The 19,877-nt window shown below is 44.4% G+C and carries 25 protein-coding genes; 5 read left to right on the top strand and 20 right to left on the bottom strand.

Going from position 1 to position 19,877, the window contains the following annotated elements; translation table 11 throughout:
* Positions 1–72: 72 nt before the first annotated feature.
* Positions 73–546, bottom strand: coding sequence for a GyrI-like domain-containing protein (locus tag AC060N_RS13875; RefSeq protein ID WP_479524340.1), 474 nt, complete (start codon positions 544–546; stop codon positions 73–75).
* Positions 547–757: 211 nt separating this feature from the next.
* Between AC060N_RS13875 and AC060N_RS13880 the strand changes: the two genes are divergently transcribed.
* The gene (locus AC060N_RS13880) at positions 758–994 is read left to right on the top strand and encodes a hypothetical protein (RefSeq protein ID WP_479524341.1); all 237 of its coding nucleotides are present in this window, start codon (positions 758–760) and stop codon (positions 992–994) included.
* A 281-nt stretch (positions 995–1,275) separates the two neighbouring features.
* Positions 1,276–2,271, top strand: coding sequence for an IS110 family transposase (locus tag AC060N_RS13885; RefSeq protein ID WP_479524294.1), 996 nt, complete (start codon positions 1,276–1,278; stop codon positions 2,269–2,271).
* A 146-nt stretch (positions 2,272–2,417) separates the two neighbouring features.
* On the opposite strand, the gene AC060N_RS13890 is transcribed toward AC060N_RS13885, so the two are convergent.
* The 17 genes from AC060N_RS13890 to AC060N_RS13970 all read right to left on the bottom strand — a co-directional run bounded on the left by AC060N_RS13890 (position 2,418) and on the right by AC060N_RS13970 (position 15,976).
* The gene (locus AC060N_RS13890) at positions 2,418–3,326 is read right to left on the bottom strand and encodes a lysostaphin resistance A-like protein (RefSeq protein ID WP_479524342.1); all 909 of its coding nucleotides are present in this window, start codon (positions 3,324–3,326) and stop codon (positions 2,418–2,420) included.
* A 57-nt stretch (positions 3,327–3,383) separates the two neighbouring features.
* On the bottom strand, positions 3,384–3,971 hold the full coding sequence (locus AC060N_RS13895; protein ID WP_479524343.1) for a DUF3267 domain-containing protein: 588 nt from the start codon (positions 3,969–3,971) through the stop codon (positions 3,384–3,386).
* 134 nt (positions 3,972–4,105) lie between these two features.
* Entirely contained in the window at positions 4,106–4,441 is a 336-nt protein-coding gene (locus AC060N_RS13900; protein ID WP_479524344.1) for a hypothetical protein, read from the bottom strand.
* An 11-nt stretch (positions 4,442–4,452) separates the two neighbouring features.
* Positions 4,453–4,896: a hypothetical protein gene (locus tag AC060N_RS13905; protein WP_479524345.1), complete on the bottom strand. Its 444-nt coding sequence runs from the start codon at positions 4,894–4,896 to the stop codon at positions 4,453–4,455.
* A gap of 2 nt (positions 4,897–4,898) precedes the next feature.
* A complete protein-coding gene (locus AC060N_RS13910) occupies positions 4,899–5,375 on the bottom strand; it encodes a hypothetical protein (RefSeq protein WP_479524346.1) in 477 nt (158 codons plus the stop codon).
* A gap of 221 nt (positions 5,376–5,596) precedes the next feature.
* Positions 5,597–6,520 carry a DUF6263 family protein gene (locus AC060N_RS13915; RefSeq protein WP_479524347.1) on the bottom strand — a complete coding sequence of 308 codons (924 nt, stop codon included), beginning with the start codon at positions 6,518–6,520 and terminating at the stop codon, positions 5,597–5,599.
* 122 nt (positions 6,521–6,642) lie between these two features.
* Positions 6,643–7,173: an ORF6N domain-containing protein gene (locus AC060N_RS13920; protein ID WP_479524348.1), complete on the bottom strand. Its 531-nt coding sequence runs from the start codon at positions 7,171–7,173 to the stop codon at positions 6,643–6,645.
* Positions 7,174–7,393: 220 nt separating this feature from the next.
* On the bottom strand, positions 7,394–7,768 hold the full coding sequence (locus tag AC060N_RS13925; protein WP_479524349.1) for a hypothetical protein: 375 nt from the start codon (positions 7,766–7,768) through the stop codon (positions 7,394–7,396).
* Between the two features lie 5 nt (positions 7,769–7,773).
* The gene (locus tag AC060N_RS13930; protein WP_479524350.1) at positions 7,774–8,082 is read right to left on the bottom strand and encodes a hypothetical protein; all 309 of its coding nucleotides are present in this window, start codon (positions 8,080–8,082) and stop codon (positions 7,774–7,776) included.
* Between the two features lie 159 nt (positions 8,083–8,241).
* The gene (locus AC060N_RS13935; RefSeq protein ID WP_479524351.1) at positions 8,242–9,678 is read right to left on the bottom strand and encodes an exonuclease domain-containing protein; all 1,437 of its coding nucleotides are present in this window, start codon (positions 9,676–9,678) and stop codon (positions 8,242–8,244) included.
* 101 nt (positions 9,679–9,779) lie between these two features.
* On the bottom strand, positions 9,780–10,064 hold the full coding sequence (locus AC060N_RS13940) for a hypothetical protein (protein WP_479524352.1): 285 nt from the start codon (positions 10,062–10,064) through the stop codon (positions 9,780–9,782).
* 131 nt (positions 10,065–10,195) lie between these two features.
* Entirely contained in the window at positions 10,196–10,837 is a 642-nt protein-coding gene (locus tag AC060N_RS13945) for a hypothetical protein (RefSeq protein ID WP_479524353.1), read from the bottom strand.
* Positions 10,838–11,234: 397 nt separating this feature from the next.
* Positions 11,235–12,230: an IS110 family transposase gene (locus AC060N_RS13950; protein WP_479524294.1), complete on the bottom strand. Its 996-nt coding sequence runs from the start codon at positions 12,228–12,230 to the stop codon at positions 11,235–11,237.
* A gap of 252 nt (positions 12,231–12,482) precedes the next feature.
* Positions 12,483–13,154, bottom strand: coding sequence for an NAD(P)H-dependent oxidoreductase (locus tag AC060N_RS13955; protein ID WP_479524354.1), 672 nt, complete (start codon positions 13,152–13,154; stop codon positions 12,483–12,485).
* On the bottom strand, positions 13,117–13,686 hold the full coding sequence (locus AC060N_RS13960; protein ID WP_479524355.1) for a flavodoxin family protein: 570 nt from the start codon (positions 13,684–13,686) through the stop codon (positions 13,117–13,119). Before AC060N_RS13960 ends, AC060N_RS13955 begins: the two co-directional genes overlap by 38 nt.
* Before the next feature lie 495 nt (positions 13,687–14,181).
* Entirely contained in the window at positions 14,182–15,480 is a 1,299-nt protein-coding gene (locus AC060N_RS13965) for an MFS transporter (protein ID WP_479524356.1), read from the bottom strand.
* 1 nt (position 15,481) lies between these two features.
* Positions 15,482–15,976, bottom strand: a complete 495-nt coding sequence (locus tag AC060N_RS13970) for a GNAT family N-acetyltransferase (protein ID WP_479524357.1) — start codon at positions 15,974–15,976, stop codon at positions 15,482–15,484.
* Between the two features lie 330 nt (positions 15,977–16,306).
* On the opposite strand from AC060N_RS13970, the gene AC060N_RS13975 reads away from it, so the two are divergent.
* Both AC060N_RS13975 and AC060N_RS13980 read left to right on the top strand, forming a co-directional pair.
* The gene (locus AC060N_RS13975; protein WP_479524358.1) at positions 16,307–16,888 is read left to right on the top strand and encodes a YdeI/OmpD-associated family protein; all 582 of its coding nucleotides are present in this window, start codon (positions 16,307–16,309) and stop codon (positions 16,886–16,888) included.
* 1 nt (position 16,889) lies between these two features.
* On the top strand, positions 16,890–17,756 hold the full coding sequence (locus AC060N_RS13980; RefSeq protein WP_479524359.1) for a class I SAM-dependent methyltransferase: 867 nt from the start codon (positions 16,890–16,892) through the stop codon (positions 17,754–17,756).
* Between the two features lie 52 nt (positions 17,757–17,808).
* On the opposite strand, the gene AC060N_RS13985 is transcribed toward AC060N_RS13980, so the two are convergent.
* Positions 17,809–18,156 carry a DUF488 domain-containing protein gene (locus AC060N_RS13985; RefSeq protein ID WP_479524360.1) on the bottom strand — a complete coding sequence of 116 codons (348 nt, stop codon included), beginning with the start codon at positions 18,154–18,156 and terminating at the stop codon, positions 17,809–17,811.
* 9 nt (positions 18,157–18,165) lie between these two features.
* Positions 18,166–18,867 (bottom strand): aspartate/glutamate racemase family protein, encoded by a 702-nt coding sequence (locus AC060N_RS13990; protein WP_479524361.1) that lies wholly within the window; start codon positions 18,865–18,867, stop codon positions 18,166–18,168.
* A gap of 389 nt (positions 18,868–19,256) precedes the next feature.
* Here AC060N_RS13990 and AC060N_RS13995 point away from each other — a divergent pair, with 389 nt between their 5' ends.
* On the top strand, positions 19,257–19,838 hold the full coding sequence (locus AC060N_RS13995; RefSeq protein ID WP_479524362.1) for a Crp/Fnr family transcriptional regulator: 582 nt from the start codon (positions 19,257–19,259) through the stop codon (positions 19,836–19,838).
* Positions 19,839–19,877: the final 39 nt, after the last annotated feature.

A 19,877-nucleotide genomic window follows, 5' to 3' on the forward strand; every position in this document is an offset into this window, starting at 1 on the left:
GTATAACTGTCGTTATGATTAATACAATCATCGTATTCAATCACCTCAATGTGCTCTTCGCCCCTGGTCCTTCTACTTAACCGATATATAGATATCGACTTCAGCCCTGTTCCAATCCAAACTGCGCTCATCGTAGATTTCATAGTCGGCATGGTACGCCCGGTCCATGTCCGAACGCCAGATGTACTGCCAGGCTTCTGCAATGCAAGCCGGCATCTGCCCCCGGGCAGTCACTTTCTCAAAAGCTCCTCCCGGAATCACCAACTCATCCATTTCTTCGGGAACCGGAACTCCCTCTTCCACGGGGCAGCCAATGAAATAAGAAAATGCCTGCGTGTAATCACTATCGTATTGATGGTATACCGCTATCACATTTTCGTTCACCTTGCCGGGAACACGACTGGCTACCGCTTCTTTTTCAAAACGCTGCCAGAGACTTCCGCAATCTACCATCGACTGGCCATTGTCGTTCGTGGTTTTTCCGGGCAATGCCAGCCCAATCAATCGTATTGGCGTCTTTACCGTATATTCTGTCACTTTCATCATGGTCTTCAAGATAAAATGTATGCGATGATACGAATTTCAGACAAGGTCGTTCCACGATTTGACCAAACGAACCTGCTTCGCAGTAAGCTAAGTTATTATGAGAACAGAATTTATTACCATTCAGTTCTTGATTAATGCATCTCCCGGTGGAAAGCGAAGGAATCCATGCCGGAGAAATTTTCATAACTTTACTTAGATAAAAACAGAGACTATGGATATTCAGGCTTTAAAACTCGAACTGGTTGAAAAGATATTGCAGACCGATGAACCATCTCTTTTGCTGAAGATTGAAAAGCTATTTCGCAAAAATGAGAATGATGATTGGTGGGAACAAATTCCCCCGGAAGTTCAGGATGCTATCGCTGAAAGTCTGGATGAAATAGAGGAGGGCAAAGTTTTTACGCACGAACAAGTGATTCGGGAAGCAAAAGAACGTTATGGATTCTGATATCCAAATTATCCGGACATCCAAAAGACAAATAACCACAACTCAGTTTCACGCAAAGACCCGTTAGACTTGCATTTTAATAGAGGAGTAAGTTTGGTTATACTCATAGCATAAATAAGAGACTCCCGTATGTAGCGTTACCTTTAGCAAAGGACCAGGTTTTAAACCTAATTTGCGTATTAAGAACTACATACGTTTGAGTTAAAGCCAGAGAGTATTTAGGGTATAACCCATTATCACGGTTTTTGCCACTCAATTGGAGCCTCTATAAATAAAACACTATGAGACAAATTTATGGTATCGATCTTTCAAAGGAAAAGTTTAATGTGAATTTTCTTTCTGAAGAGGGAATTATTAAAGAATTGGAAGTTAAAAACAACTACAATTCTATTTGTGAGTTTTTATCTGATTTACCTTCAAGTTCAACCTTATGCATCGAACATACAGGCATTTATGGTGACTTACTTATTTTTCTTGCTAACTGTTTTGAAGTAAGCATCAGTGCTGTTTCTGGCTATGAGATTAAGCACTCATTGGGTCTTCAAAAAGGGAAAAGTGATCCGGTAGATGCAGCCAGGATAAGAGAGTATGGGGAACGGTTTTCTGATAAACTAAGACCGGCTGAATATGCAGATGAGACCATCCATGAACTTCGTGAGTTACACAACTTACGGCAAGTGTTGGTGAAAAACAGAAAGATACTTTTAACGCAAGGGAAAGACAAAGGCAGGCTTCCGTTCAAGTCATTAAGAGCTCACTATATCGCAACTGAGGTGATCGCTGATCTAAGTGAACAAATCAGTTCAGTTGAGCAAGAAATACAGAAAATAATCAACGCCAACCAGGAATATGCTCAGAACAGTGAACTTATTTGCAGTATAAAGGGAATAGGACCTGTTACAGCCAATGAGCTAATCATAAAGACACATAACTTTACAAAGATCCGAACAGCCCGCCAGGCTGCTTCTTTTGCAGGAATTTGTCCCTTCCCTAACAGTAGTGGCAAGATGGTAAAAAAGCACAGAATAAGTTCAATGGGTGATCGATCATTAAAAACACTTCTGTATTTATGTTCAACATCTGCGATCACTTACAACAAAGAGATGAAAAACTATTATATCAGAAAGAAAGCAGAAGGGAAACCTTCTTATTTAGTACTAAATAATGTAGCCAACAAACTACTGAGAATAATTTATGCGATCCTGGAATCCGGACAAAAGTATGATATAAACTACTTGTGTCTTGATCCCAGAATAGCTGACAAAAAAGTAGCCTGAAAATTTGGATTAATCAGAGTATACGCAAAGATTCCTACAGAGAACGCAAAGGCGATACCTTATCGAAGCCTAACAACAGTAACGATAGTAACAACAGAAACAACTGGAAGCAAACATGAAACATGAAACCTGAAACCTGTCCCTCTTTACTCGTTTCCCTCCTCATTCACAACCACAGCCGCTGCAGGAGTGGTTCTTCTTTGCTGAAACCATACCACGAGAACGATGGCCGGGATAATTAACAATGTACAGATGAGCGAACCTTCGAATCCGAAGCTCCCTCCGTTAATGAGTTCATTACCTGTATCAACTACCTTGAAGACTCCTTTTGACGCGCTTCCGCTTACTTCGTATCCCAGCACCGGCCCCTGGATGAAGTTCCAAAACAGGTGCAGACTGATGGGAAACCAAAGATTCCGGGTGTAGATGTAGGAAGCTCCCAACAGGATTCCTGCCAGGAAAATATTCGTTATCCCCAGGAGCGAAACGTTCGGATTAAACGAATGAGCACCTGCAAACAGAACCGCACTGATGGCTAATGCCAGGTATTTGTTCATCGCTCCCATCAGGGTATTCAAAACATATCCCCGCATTACAATCTCCTCGTTGAGTGCCACCAGGATAAAGAGCAGGAAGCTTAACCCAAGACTTTCTGTTCCGCTACCCGCCTGTTGCAGACTAATATGACCGGTTGCATAAAGCAGCAAAGTACCACCGCCAATAATAACAACAGCAAACAACAACCCGTAGAGGAGCGAACGCGGCCCATTCTCAAACGAAAAACCCAGCGACTTAATACTTTTCTTATCGATCGCTTTCCGGAAAATCCATACCACCAGGAACACTCCGATGACGGTTAAACCCATGATCACCAGATTTTGCTCCGTACTCAGTGATTTCATCGCATCCGGATCGGTGAAGGGAACCTGCATGGCTAACAGTCCCATCACCTGCATAAATACGCTGGCAACGATGTAAAGAACAAGAAACAATACAATTTTTCCGAGCACCAGAAAGGTGTTGGCGGTTTTACTTTTAGCAAATTCTGCGGTCATAATCTCACGATATTTTCTGATTGTATAATTCTCTAAGAAAATGAAAATTTTAATTGGTCACGCTATCTTCTCTTCGCTACGGTATATATAACACCCCATTTCCGATGGATGATCCTGTACCCAGCTTTCCCGGTCTTCCTTCCGGAGAAGGTGTACCATCAGGAAATCGCCCGCTGCAGCCACGGTAAAGAAGATAGCGAATATGAGCATAGCCAAATTACCTTGCACCAGGGCAACAATAGCCGGAAGAACGCCCAACAGCAATCCCGGCATGATGGCGCCCAGCACATAGTGTTTTACTTTGAGCGGCTCTTTGCAATGACAATAAGGAGTTAACATCTTCCATCTCATTCCATACCGGATGGATTTAGACCCATGTTTCGTGTAAAATGACCAGGTGATGCCATGAATTAATTCTTTCATGATTATACCTGCCAGGATTACCGGAACCGCCGGCAGCATATTAACCCAAATATTGTCCATATACGCCCCAATCCTATCCACCGGGTATTGATGGTGCCAGATGAAGTAAAAAGGAATTCCGTACAAAAACAGGACGGGTGTGAGGATTAAGAAGCCAAACAGGTTGGCCCAAACAATATTGATAGTGAGGTTTTCTTTCGTGAGATTTTCGAGTTCTTTCATAATGTTTAGTTGTGGTTAATCAGTTGATTGGTGCCCGAACGTGACTTGGCGTTACACGATGATTCAAAAAACTGCACAGCTGTACCCTTCCAATATTGAAACAGAAATCCCGACAGAAAACTGTTCGTGGCAAACTAGTGTTTAGCCGAATCAGGTTCTGCGCGAAGCAATGTGTTCTCGTGATAACCCGACTTCCAAACACAAAAAAGATCCTCGTTTTCGGGCAGATTCAATAGCCTGACAACATCTTTAAAATCCTTTTTGCGAATATTCGCAATGCGGTTGTCGATGATCCTGTAATTCTTTAGAAAATACTGAACGGACAACGAATCATTCTGCACCTGTCTCCTGATATGATTTAAAACAACATGACACTCGCCTTCCATCATGAAAACAATGTTATTCTTCTCTTGCCCAAAACCAAAATGCACAGAGAAGACCACCAATAGAGCTAGTACTATTCTTTTCATCTTCCTTAGGTTTATTGGAAGTTATACCGCAATCCAATCAAACTCCGGAGTTTCACCTCATCGTCGAAGACATACCCCGGTGCCAGCTCAAATAAAACCGAAAGGCGCTTGAACTCCTGCAACGGGAATACTTCCAACTCCATTGGAAATAGTAGTGTATTGCCTGCACCACCATCGGTGAACAAATCGGTTTTAAAACCAACGCCAATCGAAAAACGATGGTACTCCCGCGCTTTCAACCGGTAAAACAGATCCAGTTCCGTCGAAACATCTTTGATAGCCCGGTTGGCAAAAATTTTCAATTCACTTGCGATAGCGTTATCATTCAGGGTACGTACGGGCAGGTTGACCGATATAATTCCGGTGTTGTAATACGTTAGTGCCACCTGGGAATAAGCGTTCCCGCCTGCCAGGAGACTAATAAACAAGCTGGTCAGTAAGAGGATTCGTTTCATCTTCACGACTCCGTTGGTGACACCAATGGTACCTTCGTCGTTTCGTGTTTCACCCGTTGGGTCCGGTAACTCCGGATATACAGGACCACCCCCAGCAGGAACAACAGCGGCCCCATCCGCAGATGCTGGCCCGCATAGGTTAAATTGATGTCCTGCATCAGCGACGTCCACTCGAAGTACGTAGCATACAAGGTGATGAACAGAAACCCCAACCACAACCTTCTCTGCAGCTTATTTCTTCTGGTTTCCAGGAACAATAAAACTCCCGACAGCAGGAAAAACAGGTAGCCAAAAATGGTCGAAGTCAACGATAAGTCACCCGATTGCCCGGCGTAATCGAAGAGCGGCAACGGGATGAATTTGGTCATTACCCCGTGGGAAACAAACCCGTCGGAGAGGTTAAACTGCAGCCTGACAAGGCTGGAAAACACGAGGCCCAGTATCAACAGGCCCAATAGGATTCTTGGTTTGGTCATCATAGTAGTTTGGATTTAAAGCAACCCGTTGTGTGAGACGATTCGAAGTGGAGAAAAATCAATGTTTGATACCCTTACCCGGGAATTCGCGGCTAAAGGAAAACTCCGATTTTTCAGGCTTCACCCTTTAGGGTCGGGGTAAAAAGCCTGAAAAATCTTCACCTGATTCACTCCCACACAACGGTTCACATCATTCATTAGTGGATTATAAAATAAAACAGTCGTTATTTATCGGTAAAAGTCATTTCGTTGTGCATGGTCATCGGGATTTGCATGTCATTCGGCATCTGCGCATTGGCTTTCACGGTGGTGGTACCCTGCATTTCCTGGCTCAGCTTGGCTTTCTTAATCCAACCTGTTTTCTTGTCAACCCATAACTCCGACGTCATGCTCCCGTCCATGTTATATTTCATCTGCATCCCATTGTTTTCGATATACTGGTCGTTATCCACCGTGTTAATTTTCGATTCACCCGTAATCAGGTAATCGTCCGCCTCATCGGCTTTGTAGGTATAGGTGGTGGTGATTTCCAACGGCATGCCCGATGTTTGTTTATTCTCAATCACCCAGGTATCGCCCTTCGCTACCGGCTTGTCGGGATAAATCGCCAGGCTTTTCTCCACGTTGCCTTTAAAGGCATCCTCGCCATACGAGCGTACCAGCTGTGCTTTGATTTGCGCCTTCTGTTGCTCGGGAAGTTGCGGGAAACCCTCAAACATCGATTCGAACAGCTTGCTGAGGTTCTTCACCTCGGTGATTTTTCCTTTTGTCGTCATCTTTACCTGGAACGGACGGTTCTTCATCGACTTTAAAATCGACGAGAAAACATCCGACGCATCGTTCTTCTCCGAACTGAAATTCATGGTTCCCTGCGGCATCTGCATCGCCATGCTCAGGCTGTCGTACTGCACATCCATGTCGTAACCCGCAGCGGTCACCGCGGTTACCTTGTAGGTAATGCTGCCTTTGATGTCCATCTGGATTTTCATTTGCTGGCCTTGCACCTGCTGGTCGATGTTGATGTGCGAGTTCATCACCTGTGTGTACGACTTCCCCTGCTGCAGGTGAAGCGACAATTCCGTTTTCTTCGCCTGGCAGGTAATCGCTACCGACAAGGCTACAATCGTTGATAAAATTAATTTCTTCATGGTGTTTAATTTATGTTATTCAAAGTTAATGACGTTGCCGGATTAAAAGACCGACCGCGGTAATACCAGGCGTTGTTATCCTTGCTTTCCATGTTTGCCGGTATCGCTTTTATCCTTTGCATTTATTTTTCTTTGTTGATTTTAAAGCCAATTCTTGGCCTGTTTTTATCAAGCAGTTCCCGTTTCATTAGTTCTCTTATTGCTTCAAAAACCAATTTGAATTGACTGTCGTATTTTGATTCAAGTTCAAAAATTTTGCGTACAATTTCTTTATGATTTGAAAGAAATTCCCTCAACTTAACAAAAGCACGGACAATGAGCACACTGGTCTCTATTGCAGTAGGTGTATTCAAAACATTCGCCAGCATAATTGTTCCGTGTTCAGTAAAAGCATATGGATTTGTACTCGAGAACTTCAATTTCTCGAGGTGGTCGCAATTTGCGATCACCTCTTGTTTCTCTTCGTTGGTCAACTGAAACATGAAGTCTTCCGGAAATCGCTCTCTATTCCTTTTTACCTGTTCATTTAACCTACTCGTTCTCACCCCGTATATTTCAGCCAGGTCGCTATCGAGCATAACTTTTTGTCCTCGGATGACTAGGATTGCTCTGTCAATTTTCTCTGCCGGTATAATACTTTTATTTTTCATCATATAAGGTGATCGCATTTTGCGATATCCTCTGAAAATTTAATGAACTTCTCTTCTAATATGCCTGGCAGGTAAACGCTACCGACAGGACTACAATCGTTGATAAGATTAATTTCTTCATTGTGTTTTTAGTTTATATTATTCAAAGTTTATGATGTTACTTGATTTCTCAAGACCAACTGCTGTAATACCAAGCTTTTTTTCGTGCTTTCTGCGTTCGTTTTTATAAATATTTCTTAAGACTTAGCAGAAGAATAATTGATGCCACCACCATTAATACTTGCTTGGCATAAAAACAAAATACGCCAACATTGTATATCCATTTTTTACCGATGTCATCTTCTTTCAATTCATTATTATACTTAAATTTTGAATTAAAGTACTGAAATAAAATATTGAAATAATCAAAAAGCAATGCAGAAACACTTAATATAATTGTTATCAAAAGGCTTTGTCGCAACTGAGGAATTTTGTCATTAAACACTTCAATCCGTAGCGTGAGAATAGCAAAAGCGACACCTAATATTCCATAAACCACATATCGTGTGATTTCGCTCAGCTTTTTCGAGCTTTCTTTATAATTTCCAAGGACACTCATTTCTCTTAAAATTTACTTTGAGAGCGACTTCCTCTTCCGAAACTCCCAATCATTTCGGGCCTTTCAAATATTCCAGGGACTGGTCCTGTTTTTTTACTCCAACTATCCAGATACCCTGATTCATTAGTTGAATCAAACCTCTCGTTATCTAATGAACTTATATGTAGCCAATCTCCAAAATTGAGATTCTCGTTTCTTTCAAACTCTTCGGTCAGGAGCCGAAAACAACTATCAATTATATTCTCAAGTTCTTCTATTGGAACTTCTGTTTTTACATCTTCTTTGATTTTCTTCAGTATAGTTAGTCTGTCCATGATATTTAGTTGTTGTTAGTATTTAGTGTTTTTATTAAATAAACACCACCGGTAAATTTATAAGGTAAATGGCGGATTACGTATGAATCTCCGTCCGGTTATGGACGAGAGATTGAGCGGAAATCCGCTGCTCGCATATCACAGAAACCGCCATCTAATTTATAAAATGTTAGCAAGCATTTTTATTTTTTCCTTTGTCAAATTTAGTTCTTTCAAAAGCATTGTCGAATATTCTTTTACAATATCAGGCATGTCAGACTTGTCTATATCTGTTTCAATGAAATCAATGGAGTCGTCTAATGACTCAAAAAATTCTCCAAGAGTTATTTTGTTTTTCATTAAATCAAAAACTGTTTCTCTCAGTTCGTCCAACTCTGATTCAATTGTGATAAGAACATCAAAATCATCCTCATATAAATCTAAGTCATTTTCATCGTAAAATTTCTCTATGTTATCAATCTTTGACTTAAAATCATTCGCTAGTTTTCTTTTCTCGTCATGACTACAATCTGAGATACTATCAATAAACTCTTTATATTCTTTTGCTGATTTTTCAAGCAAATCTTTCTGGTCTTGTGGTAAACTCTCAAAAAGTTCGTTTGCTTTTCTTATTAAATCAATTGGAATTGGAATTTCAACTTCTATTGAAGTCGTTTTATCAGATTTTTTATTAACCTCACTTGTTTTAGGTGAAAGAGATGGAGATGATTGTTTGATCAGTATTTCTCCTTCCTCATTGCACATATTAATAAAGTCATTCTCAGTTAAAATTTTTATCTGTTTACCTTTTTCAATTAATCCTTCTGCTTTTCTATGTTTTGAACTTTTGTCATAACCTGCCAATCTTGTTGAATCCTGTGCGCCAACAACTAAAATTGTTGTTTTTTGTGATACATTATCAAGAACGTTACAGCCAATTTTTGCAGCAATTCCAGCAGCTTCTTTTCTTGGAATTGATAATGCTCCTGTAAAAACTATATTTTCGCCATATAAGGCCCCCTCACGATTACCGTCTTGTTTTATTGTTGATGAACTAGAAGTACTTGAAATGTCTAAGTTTATAGGTTTGCCTACTCTTATTAACCAATCATCAATTTGCATCTCAGTGAATTCACATGCTTTGTAAACTATGAGACCTGCGGTGGTTGCATCCTCCAATGCATCATGATGGTCAAAACTAATTTCTAAAAAGTCTGCAATATTTTTTAGTCCATATCCTTTGTATGCAAATTGTTCCCAAGTTCGTCTAGCAATTTTGGCAGAATCAAGCCATTGAGTATTTATTGACGGTAAGCTATACTCTTGACATACCCGATTAAGAGCTGTTCTGTCAAAAGGCATATGATGGATTGTTATTTTTCCTTCTAATCGTTTCACCAATTCAGGGTATAATTTGTCAAAAGTTGGTGAATTAACTACATCGGATTCTTTAATCTTGTGAATCGATACATTAAATGGGTCAAAGTATGATTCTGGATTTATCAAAGAACTCCATTTGTCTATAATTTTGCCATTTTCAAATTCAGCAATTCCAATCTGGCAAATGCTGGAGTAGTCTGCATTTGCCGTTTCTACGTCTATTGCTAAGTATTTCATAGTTGGTGGTTTTTTAAATCCTTGCTAACGCAGTTGTATATGTAGTCCGTCTATTTTTCATTATTTCTCATTCTAGTTTCAATTACCGGGTGGGCTGTCAATCATTCACCCAACCGTCCGCGGAGTTCATCCAACGCCTGCCGGAGTGCTTCCAACCGTCGCAGTTGATGTTCCAACGACCGGCGGAGTAGTTCCAACACCTGACGGAGTAGTTCCAACGACCATAGAAGTAGTTCCAACCGCTTGCGAAGTAGTTCCAACAGGGTGACGAGTTCTTCCAACTGCCGACGGAGTAGTTCCAACGGGGTGACAAGTTCGTCCAACCGCGGACTGAGTAGTTCCAACCAATGTCTGAGATGTTCCAACGCCCCGGCTACCTCTTCCAACCGTTCGTCGGGTAGTTAAAAACCCCCGGTGACTGTCTCCGGCACAGCACCGGGAGAATCCTTCTCTCCTGTTCGTTCGTCCTGTCGGGGCCGGGAAGGGGCTTTACTCGTTTCACCTCATGCGGCGGACACTAATCAACAATTACCCGCGCACGGGTGTACTCCTCATAAAAATCCTGGTCTGTAAACTGGAACCGAATCATCAGCTTGTCGAGCTGGTTATTCAGCAGGTTATTCGCTTCGTCGAACAAGTCGCCCAACACCGTTTTAGCAGCAAACGCCTGGTTGCGAATGGTGCGCGGCTTCCCAATGAGCGCCTTGAAATTATCGAGGCTCGTTTCCACCTCCACTATCATGTCCTCGGTGAGCATGTAATCGGTCAGGTTCGCCAGGTTGTTCCGGGCTTCGGCTATCACCGGCGTAACCATGGTTTCCACTTCCGTCTCGCGGCAATTGCGCAATTCCGAAGCAGTTATTTTCACTTTGTCGGCCAGCACCGGGTCGTCGTTCATGGCGGCGTAAGCCTGCAAAATCCCCGATATGATGACCGTTTTCTCGGCCACTCCCCGGCGCACATCGGCCTTGTTCTCGGTAACCGCTACACTGGCGGGGTTGGTTTTTTCGTTCTGGGCAACAATCCGCTGAATGATTTCGTCGAACTCGTTCTTCCGGGCTAAAAACACGGGAATCACGTTCCATTTTACGGAATGGTTGTCCATCGCCGTCTGCGTATTGATGAACATGCGCAGATGATTGTTTTGCTTTGCATCCATAGGCTAAATCATTTTTATGGTTTGATATTAGGTTAATCCCGGTTGCCGGTATTTTGACAGTTTGTTTTCCCCTACTGCCGGCGGCAATCCGGTGGTTTAATCGTCTTGGTCAATGAACGCGGATTTCTCTTTTTCCACCTAATGAATGCACAATGGTATCGAAGATAATACATTATGATCAAGAATCATAACATTTAAAAGCTGTTTTACAATAGAATTCGGTTGAAGATTTCAGGTTGGACTGCGGGGGTTACAGGTTAGAAGGGTTTCTGTTGTTTCTATGGTTACTATTGTTGGAAGAATTTCAGGTTTCAGGTTTCAGGTTGCGCTTCGATAAAGTGACTCCCTTTGCGTTCTCAGCGAAAATCTTTGCGTATACTCTGATTAATCCAAATTTTCAGGCTACTTTTTTGTCAGCTATTCTGGGATCAAGACACAAGTAGTTTATATCATACTTTTGTCCGGATTCCAGGATCGCATAAATTATTCTCAGTAGTTTGTTGGCTACATTATTTAGTACTAAATAAGAAGGTTTCCCTTCTGCTTTCTTTCTGATATAATAGTTTTTCATCTCTTTGTTGTAAGTGATCGCAGATGTTGAACATAAATACAGAAGTGTTTTTAATGATCGATCACCCATTGAACTTATTCTGTGCTTTTTTACCATCTTGCCACTACTGTTAGGGAAGGGACAAATTCCTGCAAAAGAAGCAGCCTGGCGGGCTGTTCGGATCTTTGTAAAGTTATGTGTCTTTATGATTAGCTCATTGGCTGTAACAGGTCCTATTCCCTTTATACTGCAAATAAGTTCACTGTTCTGAGCATATTCCTGGTTGGCGTTGATTATTTTCTGTATTTCTTGCTCAACTGAACTGATTTGTTCACTTAGATCAGCGATCACCTCAGTTGCGATATAGTGAGCTCTTAATGACTTGAACGGAAGCCTGCCTTTGTCTTTCCCTTGCGTTAAAAGTATCTTTCTGTTTTTCACCAACACTTGCCGTAAGTTGTGTAACTCACGAAGTTCATGGATGGTCTCATCTGCATATTCAGCCGGTCTTAGTTTATCAGAAAACCGTTCCCCATACTCTCTTATCCTGGCTGCATCTACCGGATCACTTTTCCCTTTTTGAAGACCCAATGAGTGCTTAATCTCATAGCCAGAAACAGCACTGATGCTTACTTCAAAACAGTTAGCAAGAAAAATAAGTAAGTCACCATAAATGCCTGTATGTTCGATGCATAAGGTTGAACTTGAAGGTAAATCAGATAAAAACTCACAAATAGAATTGTAGTTGTTTTTAACTTCCAATTCTTTAATAATTCCCTCTTCAGAAAGAAAATTCACATTAAACTTTTCCTTTGAAAGATCGATACCATAAATTTGTCTCATAGTGTTTTATTTATAGAGGCTCCAATTGAGTGGCAAAAACCGTGATAATGGGTTATACCCTAAATACTCTCTGGCTTTAACTCAAACGTATGTAGTTCTTAATACGCAAATTAGGTTTAAAACCTGGTCCTTTGCTAAAGGTAACGCTACATACGGGAGTCTCTTATTTATGCTATGAGTATAACCAAACTTACTCCTCTATTAAAATGCAAGTCTAACGGGCCTTTGCGTGGAATAAAGGAAACTCTAGGGCTACCGTTGCGCGGTTTCGTACGGTCTATCGAAACGCTTCTCCCAGGCCCCGTTTTTCTTCAGATGGCTATTCCAATAGAAGTTGGTGAGTCCGGTATGTTTTAGCAGATTGAACATCATCCGGCGCCTGCCAGATAAGGTGTAAGGCTTGCGCAGGGCTTCCATGATTTCCGGTGAGAACTCGCCCCGCACGGCGAAGTACCGTCCCAGCTCTTCGAAGCGGTGGAACAACTTCCGTGTCATTCCCGGAGGCATGATTTGTATCCCCTCGACGTCACCCCGGATAACCGTTCCCAGGTATTCCCGCTTCAGGCGCTTCACGAACTTGGCGAGGTAACGCTCCACATACACTGAGTGAATGGCTTCGGGGAACCCCGACTGCACAATGAACCCGATACGCCGCGGCCGAACAACATCTGGTTTCGATATTTCTTCGAAAAACTCCTTCACCATACCCGGCATGCAATCGGTGTACAGCGGAAAGACGACAATTATCGTCTCAGTCTGCTCGAACAGCGACAGGGCTTCCTCTTTCCGTTTCTGTCCGGCCAGGTAATGAACCGGCACTTCATCGGTGCATTCCCGGTAGTAGCCTTTCAGGAAGCGATCGATTAATATCTTCGAATTACTCTTCTTACGCCTCGGCGAGCCGTTGATAATGGCTAGTTTCATGGACGACCTCCTTCACGTTACTGGTTTCGATGCATTTCAGGTATCGCTGTTGCGCATGGAAGTTCAGGGCAAACCGATCGTAGATATCACGAACAATCGCCAGGTCTTCTTCATCGGTATCGGGCTCTTTGGCCAGAATCACCCCAAAGTCGGGATAGTGTGGGTACCGCTTGATGTGATGCGACTCGCCATTGCGCATTTCGATGTACGGATGCAGCAACGCGACAAACCGGTCGGTCATCCGTTTCAGCAACGAGCTGACGAAGCCAGCCATCAGCGGCGAGGCGAAAATCACAAAGTCGGAATTGATGACCGCCCGCAGAACTTGTTCGGCGTCATCGTGGGTATTGCACCTGCCCGGCGTTTTCCACCAGCAGCTCCAGCATCCCGAGCAATGCTGAATATTCATTTGGTTCAGGAGAAAGAGGTTGACCCGGTGCTCTTCGCGAAGCTTCCTCGTCAGCTTTTGGATATAGCCCGAGAAGTCGCCCGAAGTGTCCGACATATCTCCGTTCAGGATCGTAATGTTCATCACAGGAAATTGAACAGGTTAAAAGCCAATCGATTTTACTGTTCAAGTTACGCAATTCCCTATTGGCCATCAATGCTGTAACCGAAATGTAACATCGGGTAGAGCTCCCGGCTGGTAGGGTCATGACCGTGCTTTCCTCCCCTGTTGCGCCTTCTGCGTGCGGTCACAATATATCGTGACCCTACCGAGCAGCAGTTAGGGAACATCGCAGCACAACCTGAAACATGAAACATGAAACATGAAACCTGAAACCGCAAAGCGTAAAGCGTAACACGGAACCTTTCTTTATTCCACGCAGAGGCCGCAAAGATATTCGCTGAGAACGCAAAGAGAGTAACTTCATCGAAGCCCAACAATAGTAACCATAGAAACATTTCTAACTACAGAAACTGGTTAGCACACGGCCACGATATATCGTGACCCTACCGGGCCGGCAGTTAACGGAACATCGAAGCACAACCTGAAACCTGTAACTTGTAACCGCGAAGCGTAACCCTACTCTTTCTTTATCCCAAAATTCCTGTCAATCTTAATCAGTTTGGCCATGATGAAACCGGGGATGGTACACAACATCACCCACAGGAAGAAGTGCTGGTAACCGACCGTTTCCTGTATCCAGCCCGACACCATGCCGGGCACCATCATTCCCAGGGCCATGATTCCGGTGCTGAAAGCAAAATGGGCTGTCTGGTATTTCCCGGCCGACACGTACAACATATAAAGCGTGTAGGCCGTAAATCCGAATCCGTAGCCCAGTTGTTCCACTCCCACCGACGTAATGACAATCCACGTAGCCGATGGCTGAACATACGACAGGTACACGTACACCAGGTTCGGCAGGTTCATCGAGAAAACGAAGATCCAAAGCAACCGGCCGAATCCCATTCGGGAAGCCAGCCAACCTCCGAGGATTCCACCAACCGTTAGTGCAATGATGCCCACTGTTCCGTAGGCCAGCCCCACCTGCTCGGTCGACAGCCCCAGGCCGCCCACACTCTTCGCGTCCAGCAAGAAGGGCGACGCCATCTTCACGAGCTGTGATTCGCCCAGCCGGAACAACAACAGAAAGCCCAGGATGGTCCAGATCTCCTTTTTCACAAAATAAGCCCGGATGGTTTCTCCGAACCCGGATAAAACGGTATCCAGGCTCACCGAAGCCTTGTGAACATCCCCTTCGGGATGCGGCAGGAAGAACTTGTGATAGATGGCAAACAGCACAAACAGGATAGCCAGCACGGCAAAGGTAAATGCCCAGGCAAAGGCAATGCTCTTCTGCGACTCCGGTTCTCCGAAGTACGACGAGCCTTCGAGGTAGCCAGCCAGGATAACCAGAATCCCCTGCCCTGTCACCATGGCTATCCGGTAAAAGGTATTCCGGATACCCACAAAAAAGGCCTGCTCGTTTTCGGTCAGTCCCATCATGTAGAAGCCGTCCACCGAGATGTCGTGCGTGGCGGAGCTAAAGGCCAGCAACCAGAAAAATGCCAGCGTCCCTTTGAAGAAAAAGGTGGTGGGAAGCGTGAAAGCCACGCCGGCCAGTCCCGCCCCGATGAACAGCTGCATGGTGACAATCCACCACCGCTTGCTCTTCAGTACTTCCACGATGGGACTCCAGAACGGTTTTATCACCCACGGGAGATAAAGCCAGCTGGTATAAAAAGCAATTTCGGCATTGGAAATATTCAGTCGCTTGTACATGATAACCGACACGGTCATCACAACGATGTATGGCATCCCCTCCGCGAAATACACGGTGGGAATCCAGCTCCAGGGATTTTTCTTTTTCTGCGGCATGCTATTCTTCAGTATCGATGGGCCGTTCGAGATACGGATAAACAGGTTCGGTGAAGTGATATTTCCGGTACAGCTTCTCGCCGTCCTTCGACGTGTGCAGCGCCACCTTGCTGATGCCCCGCTTTTTCGCTTCGTCGAGCAACGCCTCCAGGATAACTGACGATACTCCCTTTCGACGGGCATCCGGAACGGTATACATGTTCAGGATATCGCCCTCGAGATACATCGTTTTGTATATATCGCCCGGAATCTCCTTGATGACCATCCCGCCAAAACTCACAATCCGCCCCTCCAGCTCGGCATAAAAGGCAATGAACCGGCCTTCGGTCAATGCCCGGTCAAAATAGTGCGTGAGGTCTTCCAGCAGTTTCAGTTTGTACCGCTCGTCCATTACTCCCTGGAGCTCGGTGAGGTATCTCATCCGGTAGGCGACCAGCAGCGGCACATCGCCAACATCGGCTCTACGGACAATCAGTTGGGTAGGATCGATTTTCATCTTGTTTGTATTCGGGTTTAGTACATTTCGTTTAAAACATAAAAATAGCATAGTTTTCTGGATGTAGCGGAATGGGCGTATTCATTTTGTGCTTTTTACCGGGAGGCGAACACAGGCCTTATGTTGTATTAATAAACCATTCTAATTCGTTATCGCTATCTTCTGTTTTTTCAACAATAAGTTTTTTGATAAATATTCTATAACATTGAAAAACAGTGATGCCACACCAAATAATGCTAGCAAAGTGCAACGAAAACCTAACTCTTCATCTTATCTGGTTGAAACCGCCACTCTCCTATCGCGTATCAATAAAAAATCAAATAAACCAACATGAATCCAAAGGTTGACGAGTTTTTAGGCAAAGCCAGAAAATGGCAGGATGAGATGACGAAACTAAGAAGCATCGTGCTCGATTGCGGGCTGAACGAAGAAATAAAGTGGATGCATCCCTGCTACACCTATCAGAACAGTAACGTGGTATTGATACATGGATTTAAGGAATACTGTGCACTCCTGTTCTTCAAAGGCGCTTTATTAAAAGACACCGATGGGATTCTCATTCAGCAAACAGAGAACGTGCAGGCAGGGCGACAGATTCGGTTCACCAACATCCGGGAAATCGTCGAACTGGAAGCGACCATCAAAGCCTACATCTTCGAAGCGATTGAAGTGGAGAAAGCCGGTTTGAAAGTGGAGCTGAAAAAGACGAAGGATTATCCTGTCCCGGAAGAACTTCAAACAAAGCTGGATGAAAGTCCGGCCCTGAAAACTGCTTTCGAGGCTTTAACACCCGGACGGCAACGGGCCTATCTTTTTCATTTCGGTCAACCCAAACAATCGAAAACCCGGACGGCCAGAGTGGAGAAATGCATTCCGCAGATTCTGGATGGGAAGGGATTGAATGATCGGTAGTATGACACAAAAAAAGCAAACAAAAGAGCCGGATAATACAGCCGTTAGAACAGCACTTTGGAGAGCCTTGCATGTGCAGGTAGATGCTGAACCTCATATCCTCGAAGATGGAATCGGGTTGAAATTGGTCGCTCCGCCCGACGGCTGGCAGGAACGTCCTGATATGAAATACACGCAACGTCTTCGGGCTTCGGTGGTGGCCCGTGCCCGACTGATCGAAGACTTCGTTGTGAAACAGAACCAACAGGGAATTGGCCAGTATGTTATTCTTGGTGCCGGCCTCGACACCTTCGCCCAACGCAGACAGGAGGCTGTTTCCCCGCTTCATATATTTGAAATCGATCAGCCCGATACGCTGGCGTGGAAAGAACAACGCCTAAACGAAAAAGGGCTGGACATTCCTGATGATTTGCATTTTGTTCCCGTCGATTTTGAGACTTCTTCGTGGTGGGAGCAACTCCTGGCGGCAGGATTTGACATCAACCAACCGGCAGTTGTCGCCTGTACCGGTGTGAGTTTGTACCTGACCGAAGAGGCCATCGTGGCGATGCTGGAACAACTGGCCGGACTGGTAGCAGGCTCCCGGTTGATCATGTCATTTTATCTTCCGCTGGAGCTATTGGATAATGTAGACCAGCCGATGCAGCAAATGGCTGAGAAAGGTGCCCGCGAAGCCGGAACACCCATGGTGAGTTTCTTTAGCCCGGATAAAATATTGAGCATGGCCCGTGAAGCCGGTTTTAAGGAAGCAAAAACATTATCGACAAAAGATATCGAAGAATCCTATTTTGCCAACCGCACCGACGACCTGATGCCCGCCAGCGGCGAAGTCTTTCTGATAGCAACAACACAGACCGGAAAACGCTAGCCTAAGCTAATCGGATTTTGTTACTTTTTGCGATAGCCACTCTTACTCTTGTTTAACTCATCTGGTCCAATACCGCTTTAAGGACAAGCGCATGATTGCGCTCGGGGTTTCTTGCGGCATAAACCAGAATGAGGGAACCATACTGAACCTCAAGATTTTTTAGTCTCTTAAGCTCTCCTTCTTTTTCAGATAACTCCCGGGCATAATGGTGTTGAAATTCGGTCCAGCGTCCTTCTTTATCCTGGTGAAACCATTTTCGCAGTCCGCTGTCCGGGGCTACTTCCTTATTCCATTCATCCCAGAAGGCAGCCTCCTTCCGGAAACCTCGGGGCCACAATCTGTCGACCAATACACTGTATGACCGACCGGAAACAGCCCCCTCATAAACCCTTCGAAGCATAATCATGATTTATCCGTTGTCTCGACACTGCTTAGCGATGGCTGCCACGTGAATCTTCGTCGTATTCAACACAGGAACGCCGGCGTAACGCTCCTCTTCAAGAATTAATGGCAATTCGGTACAGCCAAGAATGATAGAATCGATTCCCCGTTCCCGAACCATTTTTTCGATGATCGCTTCCAGTTGTTGCCGCGTTTCGTCTTTGAAAATACCCAGTTCAATCTCACTGAACAGTTTGTTGTCGATGAATTCCCGGTCGTTTTCATCGGGCAACACCACATCCAGGTTCCTGCGGTGAAAAACATCCGCGTAAAAGGTCGCTTTCATTGTTAAGCCGGTACCAAACAGCCCGGGACGCTTCGAGCCTATTCGCTCCACTTCATCGCGGGTCGCCTCCACAATGCTGAGCAAAGGAATGCCCGACCGTTCCCTCAATGCATCGAATAACTGATGAGGCGTATTGGCACTCAGAGCGGCAAAATCGGCCCCCGCCCTCTCCAGCTTGTCAATCTTCTCGGCCAGGTAATCCGTTGCCTCCTCGTACCGCTCCTCACGCATCAGCCCGATGAAAAACGACATATTCACGCTGTAAATAATGATCTCCGGGTAGTTCAGATCCCCATCGCCTGTCTTAAATGCATCGATGAGTTCTTTGTAATAATCAACCGTTGCTTCCGGTCCCAGTCCTCCGATAATTCCTATTTTCTTCATGAATCAATGATGGTCATTTGTTGATTGGCTACCGATCCCCGGGTATCTTCGCCCCGCAGGACTTGGATTGCAAAATCAATCAATTTTTACTGTAAAGGTATCATTTCAGGCATAAAGGACAATAAAGTCTTTTATAAAAAGAACGAAATCCTAAACAATAATCAAACGGTGGATGGTTAAAGGAAAATGGAGAGAGAAACGGAGTCCCAAAGTGTTCTGAGCATGATTTCCATAACAGACTTGCCCACGGAGCCGAACAACAGGAACCAGGGATAAAAATATTAAGGTTAAAGACTTGTTTCATTTCCGGAGTCTTTTCTTAACCTGCTCTAGCAACATATCATCACCATTGACTGTTAACTTGATATCTGTAAGACAAACAAATGTCCATGAAGGCTTCAACCAATCACAAACTGCTTTACTACTTCAACAAATGGGTGGATATTACCGAACAGGAAGAAGCGATTATCCTTTCGGCTTTTGAGCAGTCTTCAGTGAAAAAGAAAAAGGATCTGTTGGTTCCCGGCGAGGTTTGTCGGTACGTCTATTTCGTCACGAAAGGTGGTTTGCGGTCCTATTTTGTCGACTCGAAGGGAGTGGAACACATCTATCAAATCAGGCTGGACAACAGCTGGATTAGCGACCTCGAGAGTTTTTTTTCGCAACGTCCGTCCAAATACTACATCGAGGCGATGGAAGATACACAGATGCTTCGCATCTCACACGAACGGCTGGAACAGCTTTACCACGAAGTGCCCAAACTGGAACGCTACTTCCGCATCCTGTTTCAGAAAGCCTACATCAATGCACTGGAACGACTGAACGCCACCATGTGGGAATCGGCTGTTGAGCGGTACAACGATATGCTGAAAGAACATTCCGACATCTTCCAGCGCGTACCGCTGACCTATATTGCCTCCTACCTGGGCATTACCCCGGAGAGTCTGAGCCGTATCCGAAAGAAGAAGTAGGCCGACAGAAAACGAGGTCCTCACTTCTTTCTCCTAACC

This window comes from Prolixibacter sp. DSM 2831, assembly GCF_056493735.1.